This window comes from Xanthomonas sp. WHRI 1810A, assembly GCF_040202885.1.
In the GTDB taxonomy this organism is placed as follows: Bacteria; Pseudomonadota; Gammaproteobacteria; order Pseudomonadales; family Pseudomonadaceae; genus Aquipseudomonas.
Genome location: NZ_JBEGED010000004.1, coordinates 34,194 through 51,895 on the forward strand (window position 1 = coordinate 34,194; position 17,702 = coordinate 51,895).

Here is a 17,702-nt window from a genome sequence, read left to right on the forward strand (position 1 = left end):
AGGCCCTCCCCTCGCTCAACGCACGACTTTGTCACACCACGGCCAGGTCATGAAACCCTGCCTGGGCTCAATAGAGGTTAGGTTCCATTTCCAGTTCGACGCCGAACCGTTCGGCGATATCGCCCTGAATCCGGCGCGCCAGGCTAAGCAATTGAGCGCCCGTTGCCGAGCCGTAGTTGACCAACACCAGCGATTGCAGCTCGTGCACCCCCGCGTCGCCGTCACGAAAGCCCTTCCAGCCGGCTTGCTCGATCAGCCAGCCAGCCGCCAGTTTGGCGCGGCCATCGGCCTGTGGATAACTGACCAGGCCAGGATGCGCCTGCTTCAGGCGCTCAGACAATTCGGCGGACACTAGCGGATTCTTGAAGAAGCTGCCGGCGTTGCCCAGCGTCGCAGGGTCCGGCAGCTTTTCGCTGCGGATGGCACAGACTGCGCGGCTGACGTCCCTCGGCGTCGGCTGCTTGATCCCCAACGTGTCCAGACGCTGACGCACCGGGCCATAGTCCAGATGCAGGTTCGCGCTGTAGGTCAGGCGAAACCGCACACGCAAAATCAGCCAGCGCCCCGCGTCATGCTTGAACACGCTGTCGCGGTAGCCAAAGGCGCAGTCTTCGAGCGAGAACTCGCGCATCTGGCCGGTCTGCCGGTCCATCGCGGTGAGGCTGTGAAAGATGTCCTTGATCTCGACGCCGTAAGCGCCGATGTTCTGGATCGGCGAGGCGCCGACCGTCCCGGGAATCAGGCTGAGATTTTCAAGCCCGGCCAGCCCGCGCGCCAGCATGTCCAGCACGAAAGGATGCCAAGGCTCCCCTGCTTCGGCCTCGACCACGGCCTGGTCGCAATCTTCGTGGACGATCCGGATGCCGCGACTGGTCATGCGCAACACCAATGCGTCGACATCGGCGGTCAACAGCAGGTTGCTGCCACCGCCGATGATCAACAGGCGCAGCTTGTGCTGTTGCGCATAGGCCAGCGCCTGACGCACGTCTTCATCGCTGTCGGCCTGGGCAAACAGACGCGCCCGGACATCGACGCCGAAGGTGTTGAAGGGTTTCAAGGAAACGTCGGTTTGAACCTGCAAGGTCATGGGCAGACCTGCATCACGCAGGCCAACACGTCAAAACGAAAAAACATCAAGCCTCCAGCAAACGCCGAACGCGTTCCAGGTCTTCGGCCGTGTCGACACCCGCCGGCGGCGCTTCCAGCGCATCCGCCACGTGGATACGCACGCCATGCCACAGGGCACGCAGTTGTTCCAGGTGTTCGGTGTTTTCCAGCCAGCACGGCCCCCAACCAACGAAGTCATGGAGAAAACCGGCACGGTAGGCATAAATGCCGATGTGGCGACGGAACGGCACGCCTTCGGGCATTTGATCCCGGTCCAGGGCCAAGGCATCGCGGGCCCAGGGCAAAGGTGCCCGGCTGAACGTCAGGGCCAGACCGTTAATGTCCGACACGACCTTGACCACGTTGGGATTGAACAACACGGCCACATCGTCGATGGGCTCAGCCAGCGTCGACATGCGCGCCTCGGGATGGGCCGCGAGGTTGTCCGCCACCTGATTGATCACCGACGGTGGGATCATCGGCTCGTCACCCTGCACGTTGACCACGATGGCATCGTGCGCCAGCCCCAGTTGCGTGGCGACTTCGGCCAGGCGATCGGTGCCGGAGTTGTGATCGTCGCGGGTCATCAGCACTTCAGCGCCGAACGCCTGGCAGGCCTGCACGATGCGCGGGTCGTCGGTGGCCACCACCACGCGCTCGGCGCTGCTTTTGCGGGCCTGTTCCCAGACATGCTGGATCATCGGCTTGCCGGCGATGACCTTCAAAGGCTTGCCCGGAAAGCGGCTGGAGCCGTAACGCGCCGGGATGACGACGGTGAAGACTGCGGTCATTTATCCAGACGCTCTTCGGTGGACAGGGTACGGGCTTCGCTTTCCAGCATCACCGGGATGCCGTCGCGAATCGGATACGCAAGGCCAGCGCCTTTGCTGATCAGCTCGGTTTTGTCGGCGCTGAGCTTGAGCGGGCCTTTGCTGATCGGGCAAGCAAGGATGTCGAGCAATTTGGTGTCCATAGGTAATCCTGAGCGAGTCATGGCAGAAGACGGTTTAACTGCGAATCGAACCACTGGCCGAAGGCTGCGGAAGGCACGGCCTCCACGGCCAGATACCACCAGTCTGCGCCGGCAAAGGCGCGGCATTTCACGGCGTCTTTCTCGGTCATGATCAACGGCAGCGAAGGCTCGAAAGCCAGGGCCTCGGCGCTGTAGACGGCATGATCGGCAAACGGGTGTGGCACAGGCCGCCAGTGTAGTCCTTCGAGGGTGTTGAAGAAACGTTGTGGATTCCCGATCCCGGCCACCGCATGGACGGCCTGGCCCGGAGGAAAATGTTGGACCGGACGGCGCTCGCCGGTCAGCAGGTTGACCAGTGCCGAGGGCTGGAGTTGAAAAGCGTAGCCATCGTCGCGATCAGCCGCGGCACCGTTGTACAACAGCGCATCCACGCTTTGCAGCCGTTCAACCGGCTCACGCAGTGGACCGGCCGGCAGGCAACGGCGATTGCCCAGCCCGCGTGCGGCATCAATCAGCACCAGCTCAAGATTCCGAGCGAGGCGGTAATGCTGCAGGCCGTCATCGGACAGGATCAGATCGAGGGGTTCAGCTGCCAGCAGCGCGCGAACCGCTTGCGCCCGGTCAGGATCAATCATCAGCGGCACGCCTGTGCGCTGCACGATCAGCAGCGGCTCGTCGCCCGCCTCGTCGGCACGTTGCTGCGGCAAGACACGCCACGGAAAACTCGCCGGTCTGGCGCCGTAGCCACGGCTGACAACGCCGACCTTGAGGCCCCGGCTGCGACAGTGTTCGATCATCCACAGGATCAGCGGTGTCTTGCCGGTACCGCCGACGGTGATGTTGCCGACGACGATCACCGGCACCGGCGCCGTGTAGATGTCACCCTCGCCCGCGACAAAACGCGCACGCTTTCTATCCACCACCCGCCGATACAGGCATTCCAGCGGGCGAAGCAGGGCCAGGGCCGGATGACCGTCGTACCAGGCGTTGAGCAGTCGGTCAGTGAGCGCCATCAGTTAGCCGATGCGGCCTCGACCGTGGTCATGCGCAGATGGGCGAACCCAAGTTTGCCGGCGGCGTCCATGGCGGTGATAACCGCCTGATGGGGCGTCTTGCCATCGGCGCTGATGGACAATGGCAGGCTGGTATCGCCGGCTGACTCTTTTTGCAGGGCATCGATCAGGGTTTGCAGATGGCTGTCCGGGAGCAGCGTGTTGTTCACTGAATACACCCCGTCGGCGTTGATGGTGATGTCGACGTGCTTCTTGTCGATGTCATCGGCCGACGCGCCGGTGACCGCTTGCGGCAACTCGACGCGCATCTGGGTTTCACGGGTGAAGGTGGTGGTCACCACGAAGAACAGCAGCAGAATGAACACCACATCGATCAGCGACACCAGGTTGATGTCGATGGTCTCCCGAGGCTTGCGGCGGCGAAATTTCACTTCTTCTTGCCCTCGGACTTGCCGACAGGCTTGTCTGGCACGGTGACGTCAACCAGATCCACGTCCCGATCGCCCTGCACCACTTCAACCAGTTTGATCGCCTCCTGCTCCATGCCGACCACCAGCTCGTCGACGCGGCTTTGCAGGTAGCGATGGAAGAAGATGGCGGGGATCGCCACGGTCAGGCCCGAGGCAGTACAGATCAGCGCCTTGGCGATACCGCCGGCCAGCATCCCGGCATTGCCGGTCATGCCGGAGCTGGTGAATGAACTGAAAATGTCGATCATCCCCAGCACGGTGCCGAGCAGACCCAGAAGCGGGGCCATGGCAGCGATGGTGCCAAGGGTCGCGAGGTAGCGCTCAAGGTCGTGGATGACCCGGGCGGCCGCTTCTTCGATGCACTCTTTCATGATCTCGCGACCATGACGGGAGTTGGCCAGGCCTGCGGCGAGGATCTCGCCCAGCGGTGAATCCGCGCGCAGCTCCTTGAGCTTGTCGCTGTTGAGCTGTTTATCCTTGATCCAGCGCCACACCTGACCGAGGAGATGCGGCGGCGTGATACGACTGGCGCGCAGTGTCCACAGGCGTTCGATGATGATGCCGACGGCAGCGATGGAACTCAGAATGATCGGTAGCATCATCCAGCCACCAGATTTGACCAGTTCCCACACAGCAATCACCCCCTGAAAAAAAGTGGCGCCACTCTAACATAGGGTCGTGGGCGCGCCGAACCTCGCGATGAATAACCGGCCCTTTCACTCGCGCCAGAAGCGTCGTGTCCTACGCTCGGCCCGGGGCTCGCTGTAGGCCCCCAATTGCAAACTGACTGCCCCCAGTTCTGCACTGTCGTAGGGGGCGATGCCCATCCATCGGTAACGGGACATCACCAGCGGGTGCGGATGACCGAAGCTGTTGGTGCGGCCCCTTGAAATCAACACGCCACGGGGCGCGACTTCTCGCAGAAAGCGCTTGGACGAGGAGCTGCGACTGCCGTGGTGCGGGGACTGCAGCCAGTCGGCCCGCACCTCGAAACCATCGTCCAACAGTGCGCGCTCGGCGTCGACATCGATATCGCCGGTTAGCAGCAAGCGCTCGCCGTTGGCCTCGACGCTGAGCACGCAGGAGCCCTGATTGCCCGCGGCAGCCTTCTCCCAGATCCACGTGGAAAACGTGACGTCGTCCCAGGTCCAGGATTCGCCGTTACGACAGGACTCTGCCTGCAAGGCGGATGGCAATCTTCCGACGTCGCCTGCCAGCACGCGCTGAACCGGCAGCGACTCAATGATGGCCTGCGCACCGCCTGCGTGGTCGGCATCGGCGTGGCTGAGCAGCATCACATCGAGCTGTTCAATCCCCGCCCGGCGCAGGGCCGGAAGCACCACGCGCTGCCCGGTATCGAATTCACCAAAACGCGGCCCTGCGTCGTACAACAGGCTGTGCTCTCGGGTCCGCAATAGGATGGCGAGGCCTTGGCCGACGTCCAGCTGCAACACCTCAACCCGCCCCTGCGGTACGGTTTTCAGCGGCGGGAACACACAGAGCAAGAGCATAGGCCAGCCAAACAAGCGCATGGGCACACCGCTGGGCATCAGCAGCAACAGGCCGCCCAACAGCCCAACGCACCAGGCCCACAGCGGCACTCGGGGGCCGGTCCACGCGGGCGCCCACCCGGCGACCAGCGTCAGGAAGCGAAACAGCCCTTCCATGGAACCGCCCGCCAGCCACAAAAGCCCCTCGCCCATCCACGGGATTATCAGCAGCGCCGTACCCAGCAGCGCCAGCGGCAGCGTCACGAGGCTGACCCACGGCACCGCGAGCAAGTTGGCGGCCGGTCCGCTGAGGCTGATCGGCAGGTTGAGCGCCAGCAATATCGGCAGCAGGCCGACGGCGATCAACCATTGCGCGCGGGTCCAGCTCTGCAACCAACGCCAGGCGCCCAGGCGACCGCTGAAGATCACGAGGAGGATGCCGACCGCGCTGAAAGACAGCCAGAACCCCGGCTGCAAGCTGACCAGGGGTTCAACCAGCAGCACCAGATTGAGCGACAACAACACCGGCCAACTCACACCTAAATGGCGCAAACGCAGGCGCCACAGCAGCACCATGCCGATCATCACGCAGGCGCGCCGCACCGGCACTTCAAAGCCCGCCACAAAGCCGTACGCCAAGGCGCCGGCAAACGCCAGCCCACACGCCGCCGGCAGCCAGGGAATGACGCGAGGCCACACGCCCCATCGTGCCAGCCCGGCGATCAGGCCATAGAGCAAACCGCTGAGCAAACCGATGTGGGTGCCGGAAATCACCAGCAAATGCACGGTGCCGGTGTCTTGCAGGACTTGCCAGTCGGCGGTGCTCAGCCCCGAATCGTCGCCCAGCACCAACGCCGCCAGCCCACCTTCTCGGCCCTGCGCGTCCACGCTCAATAAACGCTGCCTGAGCGCGTCCCGCCAGGATGGCGCCGTCGCGGCCAGCAACTGCCCGTCGAGCACGGTGCCGGTGGCGCCAATGCGCTGCGCCAACAACCAGGCCTCGTAATCGAACGCGTCGGGATTGACGAGACCGGCGGGGCGTTTGAGTTTTACCGCCAGGCGCCACTGCTCGCCGCTGCGTACGGGGGGCCCGCCGTACCAGGCGACGCGGATCAGGGCGGGCAGATCAGCGCGGCGGGACTGCGGGTCCATGAGCTGGAAGCGCACCACGTCATCGACCTGCTGCGGCAGGCCGACCACCTGCCCCGTGAGCCACAGGGTATGGCCATCCAGTCGCACGTCGAGCCGGTCATCCAGTGCCGACTGCGCGGAAACGCTGGCCCAGGTCAGGCCAAACAGAAAGAACGCCAACGGATAGGTGCGAAAGGGCAACATCATCAGCGCGACGACCGGCATTACGATCAGCAACCAGACAGGCGGCAAGGCCGGTAAAAAACGCAGGGCCAACAGCCCCAATGCAAGCCCCAGCATCCCTGTGCGCATGGTCTCTTCCCTGTTTGCGACGAAATCCTCCCCTCGGCTTAGCGCACCCTGCCCGTGACAGTTTTATTAATTGTCACAAAGTCTGAATTTTCAGGGTTCAGTATCCGTGCATACTTTGCCCCCACTTCCCTGCCCATCATCCGGATAACCGTATGCCACGCCATCTGATCAAGCGTTACATGCCCGATCCGAACAGCATCCGGGAACACAAATCCTTACGGTTTTTTGGCCGCCTTCTGCACGATCCGAACCTGTGGCACCTGAATCGACGCTCGGTCGCACGGGCGATGGGAATGGGACTGTTCGCAGCGCTGATGCCGATTCCGCTGCAGATGCTGCTGGCGGCTCTGCTGGTGATCTGGGTGCGTGGCAACCTGCCGATTGGCGTCAGTCTGGTCTGGCTGACCAACCCGTTGACCATGCCGCCGGTGTTCTATTGCACCTACAAGATCGGCGCGCTGCTGATGGGCCTGCCGCCGCGGCATTTTCCAGATGAGATGAGCTGGGAATGGATCAGCGGCCAGCTGACCACCTTGTGGCAACCGTTCCTGCTGGGATCGGTAGTGGCCGGCGTGGTGCTGGGGGTGATGGGGTATTTTCTGACGATGGCCTACTGGCGCTGGTGGGTGGGGCGGCAGTGGCGGTTGAGGCAATTAAAGCGGGAAAAACGTGATCAGGTGTAGGAGCGCGCTTGCCCGCGATTGCAGAATGTCAGACAACCGAAAGGGTGCAGACACACCGCAATCGCGGGCAAGCGCGCTCCTACAAAGCCAGCCTTATTGGCGCATCCCCCGCCCACTCACCAGCAACCGCGCGCATCCCAGGTACAGGACGATAGTTGCCACAATCATGAACGCCAGCGCAATGCTGATCTTGATGTCCGACACACCGAGAATGCCGTAGCGAAAGGCGTTGACCATGTGCAGCACCGGGTTGGCCATCGACACGGTCTGCCAGAACGGCGGCAGCAGGTTGATCGAATAGAACACGCCGCCCAGGTACGTCAGCGGCGTCAGCACGAACGTCGGGATAATCGAGATATCGTCGAAGTTGCGCGCAAACACGGCGTTGATGAACCCCAGCAGCGAGAAGATCGTTGCCGTCAGCACGACCACCACCACCGTCACGCCCAGGTGATGCACCTGCAGGTCGGTGAAGAACATCGACAGGATCGTCACGATCACCCCGACCATCAGACCACGCAGCACGCCACCCAGGGTGTAGCCGATCAGAATGGTGTGCGGCGAAACCGGCGAGACCATCAGCTCCTCGACGGACCGCTGGAACTTGGCGCCGAAGAAACTCGACACCACGTTGCCGTAGGAGTTGGTGATCACCGACATCATGATCAGGCCCGGCACGATGTACTGCATGTAGGTGAAGCCACCCATGTCACCGATCTGCCGGCCGATCAGGTTCCCGAAGATCACGAAGTACAACACCATGGTGATCGCAGGGGGCAGCAGGGTCTGCGGCCAGATCCGCATGAAACGGCGGATTTCCCGGTAAACGATGGTATTGAGGGCGATCAGGTTGGGGCGCAGTTCGGAGCTCATATGGCCACCTTCTGCAGATTTTTTTCCACCAGCGACACGAACAGCTCCTCGAGGCGATTGGATTTATTGCGCAGGCTCAACACCTGGATGTTCATCGATGCCAGCTGAGCGAACAGCTCGGTGATCCCGACCGTCTTGTCGACCTGCACCTCGAGCGTGTGGCTGTCCACCAGGCGTGCCGGATATCCCGTCAAATGCGGTGGCGTGGTCATGGAGTCTTTCAGATCCAGCAGGAAAGTCTCGACCGTCATGGTGTTCAGCAGTTGCTTCATGCCGGTGTTCTCGACGATGACACCGTGGTCGATGATCCCGATGTTGCGGCACAGATGCTCAGCTTCTTCCAGGTAATGCGTGGTGAGGATAATGGTGATGCCCTTCTCGTTGAGCTCGGTGAGAAAGGTCCACATCGAACGACGCAGCTCGATGTCCACGCCTGCGGTGGGTTCGTCGAGGATCAACAGGCGCGGCTCGTGAATCAGGGCGCGGGCGATCATCAGGCGACGCTTCATCCCCCCGGACAACGACCGTGAAGGCGTGTCGCGCTTGTCCCACAGCCCCAGTTGCGTCAGGTACTGCTCGGCGCGTTCCTTGGCGATCTTGGGCGGGATGCCGTAATACCCGGCCTGGGTCACGACGATGTCGAAGGTCTTTTCGAACTGATTGAAATTGAATTCCTGAGGCACGACACCGATCGAGCGTTTGAGCTGCGCCGGGTTGCGGTCCAGGTCGTGACCGAAGATGTTCACGGTCCCGGTGGTCTTGTTGACCAGCGTCGAGATGATGCCGATGGTGGTGGATTTGCCGGCACCGTTGGGGCCGAGCAAGGCGAAGAAATCACCCTCGGCGACGTCCAGATCGATGCCCTTCAGGGCCTGGAAACCGTTGCCGTAGGTCTTGGTTAGCTGCCGGATGGACAGAGCAGAACTCATGACTGTAAGAGCACCAAATGAGGGAAAGAATGATAAAGAGTGAGTGCGGCGGCGAAAGGTTCGCTGCAATGGCGGCAGCGGTCACGCTCGCACGCCCGTGCGTCCAGACATCCCGAGTGCAGGGACGCAACCGGCGGCAATGTTGCGTGCCGGGGCTGCGCAAGTACAGCAACATCGGTTGATAGTACTTATTAATCAGGGCTGTGGTCTTTCGCGCGCGACAGTCTAGCGCGAGAAGGCCGCGTTCGAGCCACACCTTCGCCTGCATCGGCCAGCCCACGAACTCCCCTGACGGCCGGAGGTCACTATCGATGCGCGGGCCAGAGCCATTTGCCTGGTTCCCTGAGGGTGATGCGTCATCACCGTCATCACGGAGGACGTCTTTTATGTTGTGGTTGTGGATTCCGGTTTTGGTGGTCGGCGTGGCCTGGCTGGCTCATCGTCGTGTTGCACCGCTGCCCGCGCTGGGCGTGGTGGCGGTTTACCTGTTGGCCATGGGCGTGTTCAGCCACGCCCATGCCCCGTTGATGACGCTGCTCTGGCTGTTGTGGCTGGCGGTCGTGCTACCGCTGGCGCTGCCGGACCTGCGTCGTCGTCATTTCAGCGCGCCGATGTTCCGCTGGTTCAAGAAAGTCCTGCCGCCCATGTCGCAAACCGAACGCGACGCCATCGATGCCGGCACGGTCTGGTGGGACGGCGAACTGTTCAGCGGTCGGCCCAACTGGAATACCCTGCTGGCTTACCCGAAAAGCCAGCTGAGCGCCGAAGAACAGGCGTTCATCGACGGCCCGACCGAAGAGCTGTGCGCCATGGTCACCGATTGGGAAATCGGTCAGGCCATGGACTTGCCGCCTGCCGCGTGGGCCCACATCAAGGAGCATGGCTTCTTTGCCCTGATCATTCCCAAGGAATACGGCGGCAAAGGTTTCTCGGCGTACGCGCACTCGCAAGTGGCAATGAAGCTGGCCACCCGCAGCGGCGATCTGGCGTCCACGGTCATGGTCCCCAATTCCCTCGGCCCCGCCGAATTGCTGCTGCACTACGGCACCGACGAACAACGCAATCACTACCTGCCGCGTCTGGCACGGGGCAACGACATCCCGTGCTTCGCCCTCACCGGGCCGTTGGCCGGATCCGACGCCGGCGCCATGCCGGACACCGGCATCATCTGCAAGGGCCAGTGGGAAGGTGAAGAAGTCATTGGTCTGCGCCTGAACTGGGAAAAGCGTTACATCACCCTCGGCCCTGTCGCCACCCTTCTCGGCCTGGCGTTCAAGGCGTATGACCCCGAGCACCTGCTGGGCGAGAAAGAAGACCTGGGCATCAGCCTGGCGCTGATTCCGACGGACACGGCGGGTGTGGACATCGGTCGACGCCACTTGCCGCTCGGCGCTGCGTTCATGAACGGCCCGAATTCCGGCAAGGATGTGTTCATCCCGCTGGAATTCCTGATCGGCGGCCAGGACATGCTCGGCAAGGGCTGGATGATGCTGATGAATTGCCTGTCGGTGGGGCGTTCGATTTCGCTGCCTGCCGTGGGCACGGGTGCAGCCAAGTTCACCAGCCTGGTCACCGGCCAGTACACGCAGATCCGCGAGCAGTTCAACGTGCCGCTGGCCGCGTTCGAAGGGATTCAAGAATCCCTGGCGCGCATCGGTGGCAACGCCTGGCTGATGGACAGCGCTCGCATGTTGACCGCCAACGCGGTGGATCTGGGGGAAAAGCCGTCGGTGCTGTCGGCGATCCTCAAGTACCACCTGACCGAACGCGGCCGCGAGTGCATTACCCACGCCATGGACGTGCACGGCGGCAAGGGCATCATCATGGGGCCCAACAACTATCTGGGTCGCAACTGGCAGGGCGCGCCGATCTTCATCACGGTGGAAGGCGCGAATATTCTGTCTCGCAACCTGATGATCTTCGGCCAGGGTGCGATCCGCTGCCATCCGTTCGTGCTCAAGGAAATGGCGTTGGTGGGGCGTGAAGATCAGGATCAGGCGCTGGCCGAGTTCGACACCCTGCTGCTGCAACACATCGGTTTCGCGGTGGGTAACGCCGCCAGCACCTTCATTCTCAACCTCGGCTTTGGCCATTTCGAATCGATGCCGGGCGACCGCTTGAGCCAGGGCTACTTCCGCGCCTTGAATCGTCAGGCGGCGGCATTCGCGATGCTGGCGGATTTGAGCATGATGCTGCTGGGTGGCGAACTGAAACGGCGCGAGCGGCTGTCGGCGCGTCTGGGCGATGTGCTCAGCCACCTGTACCTGGCCTCGGCGGCGCTCAAGCGTTACCACGATCTGAATTACCCGGAGCACTTGAGTGCTTTGTTCCGCTGGTCCATGGAAGAGGCGCTGGGCGAATCCGAACGCGCGCTGGATGAACTGCTGCGCAACTTCCCGAACCGGCTGCTGGGTGCGTTGCTGCGCGGGGTGGTGTTTCCGTTCGGTCGTCGGCACAAGGGCCCGTCGGACATCCTGGATGCCGAGGTGGCTGAAATTCTGGGCCGCGCCAAAGGTGACCCTGCGCTGGAATCGCTGCTCGCCGGCTGCTATCGCCCGACCTCGCCGAACGACGCGGTCGGTGCTCTGCAACACGCCAGCGATCTGCTGAAAGCCAGCCGGCCGCTGCAGAGCACATTGCATCACGCGGTAAAAAGCGGCCAGGTCACCCCGCAGGCCGGGGAGCCATTGATCGATGCCGCGCTGAACGCGGGTGTGTTGCAGGCCGGTGAAGCGCTGAAATTGCGCGAACTGCAGGCTGTGCGGCGCAAGGTGATCGATGTGGATGATTTTGATAAGGAAGCACTGACGCTGGGCGAAGGAAAAGTTCGTTAACTCTGTAGGAGCGCGCTTGCCCGCGATTGCGATACATCTGCAACGTCTTGGCGGCTGGCACATCCCAATCGCGGGCAAGCGCGCTCCTACATGGGATCACCTGCCTTCCCCGCCGAGCGGTCTACCCCACGCCTCATGGATTGTCCTACACTGCCCCCAACAATAAGAAAACAAGTAAGGGGTAGCACCATGATCGACCAACGCATCTCACACCGCTGCATGCTCTCCGAGATCGCCGCCGGGCGAAATATCCAGCGCGGCAGACCGGGCCCTACGCTGCAAATCCTTCTGCTTACCGGCTTCGTCACGCGACAGCCCCACACCGATCACTCTTTCAAAATGACGCTGACTGATGCGGGCCATCAGTATCTGGCGGGGCTGTGGCACTAGGAGCAGGGGCAAGCTATAAGCTGCAAGCTGCAAGCTGCAAGCTAGAAGCTAGAAGCTAGAAGCTAGAAGCTAGAAGCTAGAAGCTAGAAGCTAATCGCTTGAGGCTTGAGGCTTGAAGCTTGAAGCTTGAAGCTTGCAGCTGCAGTAAAGCAAAAGCAGTTGCCGTACTGCCAGCGTTCGCTGGGGTATCGGTGATTTGGCGAGGGCTCTATACTCTCGCGCCTGTTTTTGTCCCTGAGGAACCCACCATGGCCGACGCCAATCTCGACCACACTCTTACCCTGCTGGCGCATCTGCGCAGCATCCTGGTCGCGCTGGGTGAAGCCGAACAGGTTCCCGAAGAAAGTCATGAGCTGTTCATCGAACGCTATGACGAGCTGATGACCCTCCTCCCGCAAGAACCCATCGAAAGCCAGTACCTGGGCCAGGATCTGTTGTGTCAGGTGATCCAGCGCTACCCGCAGATCGCGCACCTGGTGCCCCGCGACCTGCTTTGGTATTTCGGCGGCGACTGCCTGCATTTCATGCCCGATGATGAAATCGATCTGTACACGGCATTGGAAGAGCGCCGTTACGAAGCCCAGCAAAATGACGAACCCTTCGACTGGAATCAGGAAAAGCAATTCCTGACCATGGCCAAGGATGCGCAGAAGCATTGATGTAAGGGCTATTCCACACAATTTCCGGCGTTTGTGTGGGAGGGAGCTTGCTCGCGATGGTGTGGTGAATCCATTGGATTTCCCGCGACAGCCGCTGATCGCGAGCAAGCTCGATCCCAGAAACAGGTCCGCAGCGCAACAAAAAATCCTGATCTTAAAAATGCATTAAATGCATTTTTTTTATAATTAGCTTAGCGCTAAATCGAATTTCACAGCCGCTCCTTCTACCCCTATGTTGCGTGTTCGCACAGGCGCAATGTCGACAGGGCACGTCTGAAGAATGCCAAAGACGGGAAGGAATGTTCATGAGCGTTGAATTCATCGGTTACATCGCCACGCAACCCGGGTCGGAAATCCATCCCCGCAGTGGCCCGACCATCCAGCCGGACTACGTTGAAAAAGTCGCCAGGGCCCACGAAGAGGCAGGCTTTGATCGGGCACTGGTGGCCTACCATTCCGACAGCCCGGACAGCGCATTCGTCGCCGCACATGCCGCCAGCGTCACCACCCGGCTGAAATTTCTCGTGGCCCACCGGCCGGGCTTTATCGCGCCGACAGTCGCCGCTCGCCAGTTTGCGACGCTGGATGTGTTCAACGGCGGCCGCACGGCGGTGCACATTATTACTGGCGGTGACGACGTGGAACTGCGCGCCGACGGCAGCTATATCGGGAAGGACGAACGCTACGCGCGTACCGATGAATACCTGAACGTGGTGCGTCAGGAATGGACCCGTCAAACGCCGTTCGACCATCACGGCACTTACTACCAGTTCGAAGGCGCCTACTCGGCAGTGAAATCGCCACAGCAACCGCACATCCCGCTGTATTTCGGCGGCGCCTCACCTGCGGCCATTGAAGTGGCGGGCAAGCACGCCGACGTGTACGCGCTGTGGGGCGAGACGTACGAACAAGTGCGCGACATCGTCAAACAGGTCCGCGCCGAAGCCGCCAAACACGGCCGCACGCTGCGTTTCAGCCTGTCGCTGCGGCCGATCCTGGCCGACACCGAAGAACAGGCCTGGGCCCGCGCCGACCGTATTCTCGAAATAGCCAAGGCAGGGGCCCAGGCCAATGGTTTCGTGCGCAAGGAACCGCCGAATGAAGGATCGCGCCGCCTGCTGGCCGCTGCCGCCCAAGGCGCCCGGCTGGACAAACGACTGTGGACCGGGATCGCCGGACTGCTGGGCGCCAAAGGCAATTCGACGTCGCTGGTGGGCACCCCTGAACAGGTCGCCGAAGCCCTGCTGGATTACTACGACCTGGGCATTACCACCTTTCTGATCCGCGGCTTCGACCCGCTGGAAGATGCCATCGATTACGGCAAGAAACTCATCCCCCTGACCCGCGAACTCGTCGCCAGACGGGAACAGGAACAGCGCGAAAAAGTGGCCTGATCGTCAACGCCGGGCGCATCCTGCGGCAGGTGTTCGGTCACGCCGCGTCACGGGCCTGTTTCAACGACTCGGCCACCAAATGGCCGAACGATGACACCGGCGCCTGAAGGTTGCCGAGAAAGCGCGGGTAGATCAGCCACAAATCCATCACCGGCTTGAAATCCTTGAGGGGCAGGACCGCCAACAGATCGCGATGGACGCTGCGCTCAAGCAAAGGGCGCGGCACCAGGCCCAGCCCCATGCCGTCTGCCACCAGACCTAGTTGCAGTTCGGTGCCGAAGGTTTCCAGGTTGACCCTCAGGCTCAGCCCTTGATCGGCCAACGTGCGCTGCAGCCCTGCGCGAAACCCGCAGCCGTCCGGGTTAAGCACCCAGCCACGGTTATAGCAATCCGCCAGACCGAGCGATTTCTTCGACAGACTGGCCTTGTCGCAGACCACCACCAGCTCCATCTTGCCGATGGATTCGCCGACGATGTTGTCCGGAAATATCTTGCCGGCGGGAAACAACGCAGCGGCGGCGTCCAGTTCACCGTTCTCGATTTTGCCGATCAGTTGACTGCCCCACCCTGTGACCACTTGCGCCCGCAGCTCCGGGAACTGCGCGCGCAGGTGCTTGAGCGCGTCGAGCAACACCACGTCGCCGATGGTCTGCGGCACACCGAGGCGTAACAAGCCACTGGGCGGTGTGTCACGGGCGACCAGCTCGCGCAATGAGTCCATTTCGCGCAGGATCGCCAGACACTTCTGATACACCTGCACACCCATGGAGGTCGGCTTGAGCGGCTTGGTGTTGCGGTCGAACAGTTCGACGCCCAGGGCCTGTTCGAAATTCTGCACCCGACGTGTAATGGCCGGTTGCGTCAGGTCCAGCGATGCAGCTGCGTGGCTGATCGATTGACAGCGAATGACCGCTACAAACGCGTCGATATCATCAATTTTCATTCGGACCGCACATAGAAAATAGGGGACACGATAATCCCGATGAGTGAAGGTAGATAGCTTGGCATGACACGCATCTGTAGGAGCGCGCTTGCCCGCGATTGGGGTGTATCAGACAACACATGGTGTCCTGCCGTACCGTAATCGCGGGCAAGCGCGCTCCTACACATGTTCTACAACTAACCGCTATCAAAGACCCTTTGGTTATAACCTAATCATTAAAAAGTAGCATATTAGCGCCACTCATTATGTTTATATCTAGCCATGCCTTAAACCCGCAATGGACTCAAGATGACGCAAACCCGACACCCGGAACGCCTGCGGGCATTCATCGGCGCTCTCGCTGAACTGATCGACAGCAACCCGCGCGAAGGGGACCTGCTGCACCGCAGTTCAACGCTGCTGGGCCAGTTGGTCAGCTTCGACGACTGGTTGCCGGATGAATGCGCCGTCCCCGACCCTCAGCGCTATCAGCAATTCCTGCTGCACGCCGACTCGCGCCAGCGATTTTCGATTGTAAGTTTCGTCTGGGCACCGGGTCAGACCACGCCGATTCACGACCACCGGGTCTGGGGCCTGATCGGCATGCTGCGCGGCGCTGAATACTCCCAGGGCTATGCACGCGACGCCGACGGACGACTGGAAAAACAAGGCTCGCCGATTCGTCTGGAGCCAGGCCAGGTTGAAACCCTTTCACCCCGCAGCAACGACATTCACCAGGTCAGCAACGCGTTCGACGACCAGGTGTCGATCAGCATTCACGTCTACGGCGCCAACATCGGCGCCGTACGCCGTGCGGTCTACCAACCGGACGGCACTGAAAAACTGTTTATTTCCGGCTACTCGAACGCCTTTCTCCCGAATATCTGGGACCTGTCCAAAGAGAACCAAGCCCGATGACTCACACTCAGCCCCCCACCGCCAAGACCCGATCCTTCAGCGACATTCGCAAGGCGTTGCTCGCCAAAGAAGAAGTGGCGCTGGTCGATGTGCGCGAAGAAGCGCCGTTCGCTGAAGCTCACCCGTTGTTCGCGGCCAATATTCCGCTGTCGAAGCTGGAATTGGAGGTTCTGTCGCGGATTCCGCTTCGGGATACCGCAATCACCCTGTACGACAACGGCGAAGGGCTGGCCCGGATCGCGCAACAACGGTTGCAGGACCTGGGCTACAGCAACGTCGGATTGCTGGAAGGCGGTCTGCAGGGCTGGCGCGATGCCGGGGGCGAGCTGTTCATCGACGTCAACGTGCCCAGCAAGGCCTTTGGCGAACTGGTGGAGCATGAGCGTCATACGCCATCGCTGGCCGCCGAGGACGTGTTGAAATTGATTGAATCCAACGCCGACGTGGTGGTGCTCGACGCCCGCCGCTACGACGAATACCAAACCATGAGCATCCCCACCGGGATCAGCGTGCCGGGGGCGGAACTGGTGCTGCGCGCCCGGGAACTGGCGCCGGACCCGAACACCCGGATCATCGTCAATTGCGCCGGTCGCACCCGCAGCATCATCGGCACCCAGTCGCTGGTCAACGCGGGTTTGCCAAACCCGATTTCGGCGTTGCGCAACGGCACCATTGGCTGGTTGCTGGCCGGACAAACGCTGGACCGTGGCCAGGCACGGCGATTTGCCGAAGTCAGCGCTGACACGCGCGCCGTCGCCGCGGCCGATGCCCGTAAGGTGGCTGACAAGGCCCGCGTGCAGCGTGGCAACCGCGCCGACCTTCAACGCTGGCACGCTGAGGCCGGCCGTACGACGTACCTGTTCGATGTCCGCACGCCGGAAGAATTTGCGGCCGGCCATGTGCTCGGCGCGCGCTCGGCGCCGGGCGGGCAGTTGGTCCAGGAGACTGATCACTACGCCAGTGTGCGCGGCGCGCGGATTGCGCTGGTGGATGATGACGGCGTGCGCGCCAATATGTCGGCCTCTTGGCTCGCGCAGCTGGGGTGGGAAGTGTTCGTAATCGACGACCTGCACCCGGAAGATTTCAGCGAGAAAGGCGAGTGGCACGCGCCGATCCCGACGCCGCCCAACGTGGAGACAATCAGCGCCGAAACCCTCGCTCAGTGGCGCAGTGAAACCGATGTCGCAGTGCTGGATTTCACCACCAGCGCCAATTACGTGAAAGCCCACATCCCCGGTGCCTGGTGGGTCCTTCGGGCGCAATTGCAGGATGCGCTGGCGAAGACCCCCACCGCTGAGCGCTACGTCCTGACCTGCGGCAGCAGTCGGCTCGCGCGCCTGGCCGTCAAGGACGTCGAAGCCCTGACCGGCAAGCCGGTGTTCCTGCTCCAGGGCGGTACGCCGGCGTGGTTCGCCGCCGGTTACGAGGGCGAAACCGGGGAAAGCCAGCTCGCGTCGCCGCGAATCGACCGCTATCGCCGGCCGTATGAAGGCACTGACGCACCGCGTGAAGCCATGCAAGCTTATCTGGACTGGGAATTCGGTCTGATCGCGCAACTTGGCCGCGACGGCACCCACGGGTTTTACGTCATCTGATCCACTAGG

17 protein-coding genes are annotated in these 17,702 nt (G+C 61.8%); 7 read left to right on the top strand and 10 right to left on the bottom strand.

The features are described 5' to 3' along the window. Nucleotides 1–67: 67 nt before the first annotated feature. The 7 genes from murB to ABQX22_RS07970 all read right to left on the bottom strand — a co-directional run bounded on the left by murB (nt 68) and on the right by ABQX22_RS07970 (nt 6,496). Nucleotides 68–1,087, bottom strand: coding sequence for a UDP-N-acetylmuramate dehydrogenase (murB, locus tag ABQX22_RS07940; protein WP_349798228.1), 1,020 nt, complete (start codon nt 1,085–1,087; stop codon nt 68–70). Nucleotides 1,088–1,133: 46 nt separating this feature from the next. Further along, nucleotides 1,134–1,898, bottom strand: a complete 765-nt coding sequence (gene kdsB / locus ABQX22_RS07945) for a 3-deoxy-manno-octulosonate cytidylyltransferase (protein ID WP_349798230.1) — start codon at nt 1,896–1,898, stop codon at nt 1,134–1,136. Next, the gene (locus ABQX22_RS07950; protein ID WP_349798232.1) at nt 1,895–2,080 is read right to left on the bottom strand and encodes a Trm112 family protein; all 186 of its coding nucleotides are present in this window, start codon (nt 2,078–2,080) and stop codon (nt 1,895–1,897) included. The genes kdsB and ABQX22_RS07950 overlap by 4 nt, the downstream gene beginning before the upstream one ends. 17 nt (nt 2,081–2,097) lie before the next feature. After that, on the bottom strand, nt 2,098–3,093 hold the full coding sequence (gene lpxK, locus ABQX22_RS07955) for a tetraacyldisaccharide 4'-kinase (protein ID WP_349798234.1): 996 nt from the start codon (nt 3,091–3,093) through the stop codon (nt 2,098–2,100). Further along, entirely contained in the window at nt 3,093–3,524 is a 432-nt protein-coding gene (locus tag ABQX22_RS07960) for an ExbD/TolR family protein (RefSeq protein ID WP_349798236.1), read from the bottom strand. The genes lpxK and ABQX22_RS07960 overlap by 1 nt, the downstream gene beginning before the upstream one ends. Further along, on the bottom strand, nt 3,521–4,165 hold the full coding sequence (locus ABQX22_RS07965) for a MotA/TolQ/ExbB proton channel family protein (protein WP_349798238.1): 645 nt from the start codon (nt 4,163–4,165) through the stop codon (nt 3,521–3,523). Before ABQX22_RS07965 ends, ABQX22_RS07960 begins: the two co-directional genes overlap by 4 nt. Before the next feature lie 114 nt (nt 4,166–4,279). Beyond that, nucleotides 4,280–6,496: a DNA internalization-related competence protein ComEC/Rec2 gene (locus ABQX22_RS07970; RefSeq protein WP_349798240.1), complete on the bottom strand. Its 2,217-nt coding sequence runs from the start codon at nt 6,494–6,496 to the stop codon at nt 4,280–4,282. A 152-nt stretch (nt 6,497–6,648) separates the two neighbouring features. Between ABQX22_RS07970 and ABQX22_RS07975 the strand changes: the two genes are divergently transcribed. After that, nucleotides 6,649–7,179: a DUF2062 domain-containing protein gene (locus ABQX22_RS07975; RefSeq protein WP_349798242.1), complete on the top strand. Its 531-nt coding sequence runs from the start codon at nt 6,649–6,651 to the stop codon at nt 7,177–7,179. Nucleotides 7,180–7,272: 93 nt separating this feature from the next. Here ABQX22_RS07975 and ABQX22_RS07980 read toward each other — a convergent pair whose 3' ends face one another. Continuing rightward, nucleotides 7,273–8,052 carry an ABC transporter permease gene (locus tag ABQX22_RS07980; protein ID WP_349798244.1) on the bottom strand — a complete coding sequence of 260 codons (780 nt, stop codon included), beginning with the start codon at nt 8,050–8,052 and terminating at the stop codon, nt 7,273–7,275. Then, nucleotides 8,049–8,981: an ABC transporter ATP-binding protein gene (locus ABQX22_RS07985; protein ID WP_349798246.1), complete on the bottom strand. Its 933-nt coding sequence runs from the start codon at nt 8,979–8,981 to the stop codon at nt 8,049–8,051. The genes ABQX22_RS07980 and ABQX22_RS07985 overlap by 4 nt, the downstream gene beginning before the upstream one ends. A gap of 386 nt (nt 8,982–9,367) precedes the next feature. On the opposite strand from ABQX22_RS07985, the gene ABQX22_RS07990 reads away from it, so the two are divergent. The 4 genes from ABQX22_RS07990 (at nt 9,368) to ABQX22_RS08005 (ending at nt 14,258) form a co-directional block, all read left to right on the top strand. Next, entirely contained in the window at nt 9,368–11,815 is a 2,448-nt protein-coding gene (locus ABQX22_RS07990) for an acyl-CoA dehydrogenase (RefSeq protein WP_349798247.1), read from the top strand. 189 nt (nt 11,816–12,004) lie between these two features. Then, nucleotides 12,005–12,205 carry a hypothetical protein gene (locus ABQX22_RS07995; RefSeq protein WP_349798249.1) on the top strand — a complete coding sequence of 67 codons (201 nt, stop codon included), beginning with the start codon at nt 12,005–12,007 and terminating at the stop codon, nt 12,203–12,205. A gap of 248 nt (nt 12,206–12,453) precedes the next feature. Beyond that, a complete protein-coding gene (locus tag ABQX22_RS08000; RefSeq protein WP_349798251.1) occupies nt 12,454–12,864 on the top strand; it encodes a PA2817 family protein in 411 nt (136 codons plus the stop codon). A 305-nt stretch (nt 12,865–13,169) separates the two neighbouring features. Beyond that, complete coding sequence (locus tag ABQX22_RS08005) at nt 13,170–14,258, top strand: LLM class flavin-dependent oxidoreductase (protein WP_349798253.1); 1,089 nt, start codon at nt 13,170–13,172, stop codon at nt 14,256–14,258. A gap of 37 nt (nt 14,259–14,295) precedes the next feature. Here ABQX22_RS08005 and ABQX22_RS08010 read toward each other — a convergent pair whose 3' ends face one another. Then, on the bottom strand, nt 14,296–15,201 hold the full coding sequence (locus tag ABQX22_RS08010) for a LysR family transcriptional regulator (protein ID WP_349798254.1): 906 nt from the start codon (nt 15,199–15,201) through the stop codon (nt 14,296–14,298). A gap of 288 nt (nt 15,202–15,489) precedes the next feature. Here ABQX22_RS08010 and ABQX22_RS08015 point away from each other — a divergent pair, with 288 nt between their 5' ends. Together ABQX22_RS08015 and ABQX22_RS08020 are read left to right on the top strand one after the other, a co-directional pair. Next, nucleotides 15,490–16,098: a hypothetical protein gene (locus ABQX22_RS08015; protein ID WP_349798256.1), complete on the top strand. Its 609-nt coding sequence runs from the start codon at nt 15,490–15,492 to the stop codon at nt 16,096–16,098. Further along, on the top strand, nt 16,095–17,693 hold the full coding sequence (locus tag ABQX22_RS08020; protein WP_349798258.1) for a rhodanese homology domain-containing protein: 1,599 nt from the start codon (nt 16,095–16,097) through the stop codon (nt 17,691–17,693). The genes ABQX22_RS08015 and ABQX22_RS08020 overlap by 4 nt, the downstream gene beginning before the upstream one ends. Nucleotides 17,694–17,702: the final 9 nt, after the last annotated feature.

Bases quoted from the DNA above. Each gene is read 5' to 3' on its own strand.
- ABQX22_RS07995 (WP_349798249.1), top strand. From the start codon at position 12,005: ATGATCGACCAACGCATCTCACACCGCTGCATGCTCTCCGAGATCGCC.
- murB (WP_349798228.1), bottom strand. From the start codon at position 1,087: ATGACCTTGCAGGTTCAAACCGACGTTTCCTTGAAACCCTTCAACACC.
- ABQX22_RS08015 (WP_349798256.1), top strand. From the start codon at position 15,490: ATGACGCAAACCCGACACCCGGAACGCCTGCGGGCATTCATCGGCGCT.
- ABQX22_RS07990 (WP_349798247.1), top strand. From the start codon at position 9,368: ATGTTGTGGTTGTGGATTCCGGTTTTGGTGGTCGGCGTGGCCTGGCTG.
- ABQX22_RS07985 (WP_349798246.1), bottom strand. From the start codon at position 8,981: ATGAGTTCTGCTCTGTCCATCCGGCAGCTAACCAAGACCTACGGCAAC.
- kdsB (WP_349798230.1), bottom strand. From the start codon at position 1,898: ATGACCGCAGTCTTCACCGTCGTCATCCCGGCGCGTTACGGCTCCAGC.
- lpxK (WP_349798234.1), bottom strand. From the start codon at position 3,093: ATGGCGCTCACTGACCGACTGCTCAACGCCTGGTACGACGGTCATCCG.
- ABQX22_RS08010 (WP_349798254.1), bottom strand. From the start codon at position 15,201: ATGAAAATTGATGATATCGACGCGTTTGTAGCGGTCATTCGCTGTCAA.
- ABQX22_RS08020 (WP_349798258.1), top strand. From the start codon at position 16,095: ATGACTCACACTCAGCCCCCCACCGCCAAGACCCGATCCTTCAGCGAC.
- ABQX22_RS07970 (WP_349798240.1), bottom strand. From the start codon at position 6,496: ATGCGCACAGGGATGCTGGGGCTTGCATTGGGGCTGTTGGCCCTGCGT.
- ABQX22_RS07950 (WP_349798232.1), bottom strand. From the start codon at position 2,080: ATGGACACCAAATTGCTCGACATCCTTGCTTGCCCGATCAGCAAAGGC.
- ABQX22_RS07980 (WP_349798244.1), bottom strand. From the start codon at position 8,052: ATGAGCTCCGAACTGCGCCCCAACCTGATCGCCCTCAATACCATCGTT.
- ABQX22_RS07965 (WP_349798238.1), bottom strand. From the start codon at position 4,165: ATGATGCTACCGATCATTCTGAGTTCCATCGCTGCCGTCGGCATCATC.
- ABQX22_RS08005 (WP_349798253.1), top strand. From the start codon at position 13,170: ATGAGCGTTGAATTCATCGGTTACATCGCCACGCAACCCGGGTCGGAA.
- ABQX22_RS07975 (WP_349798242.1), top strand. From the start codon at position 6,649: ATGCCACGCCATCTGATCAAGCGTTACATGCCCGATCCGAACAGCATC.
- ABQX22_RS08000 (WP_349798251.1), top strand. From the start codon at position 12,454: ATGGCCGACGCCAATCTCGACCACACTCTTACCCTGCTGGCGCATCTG.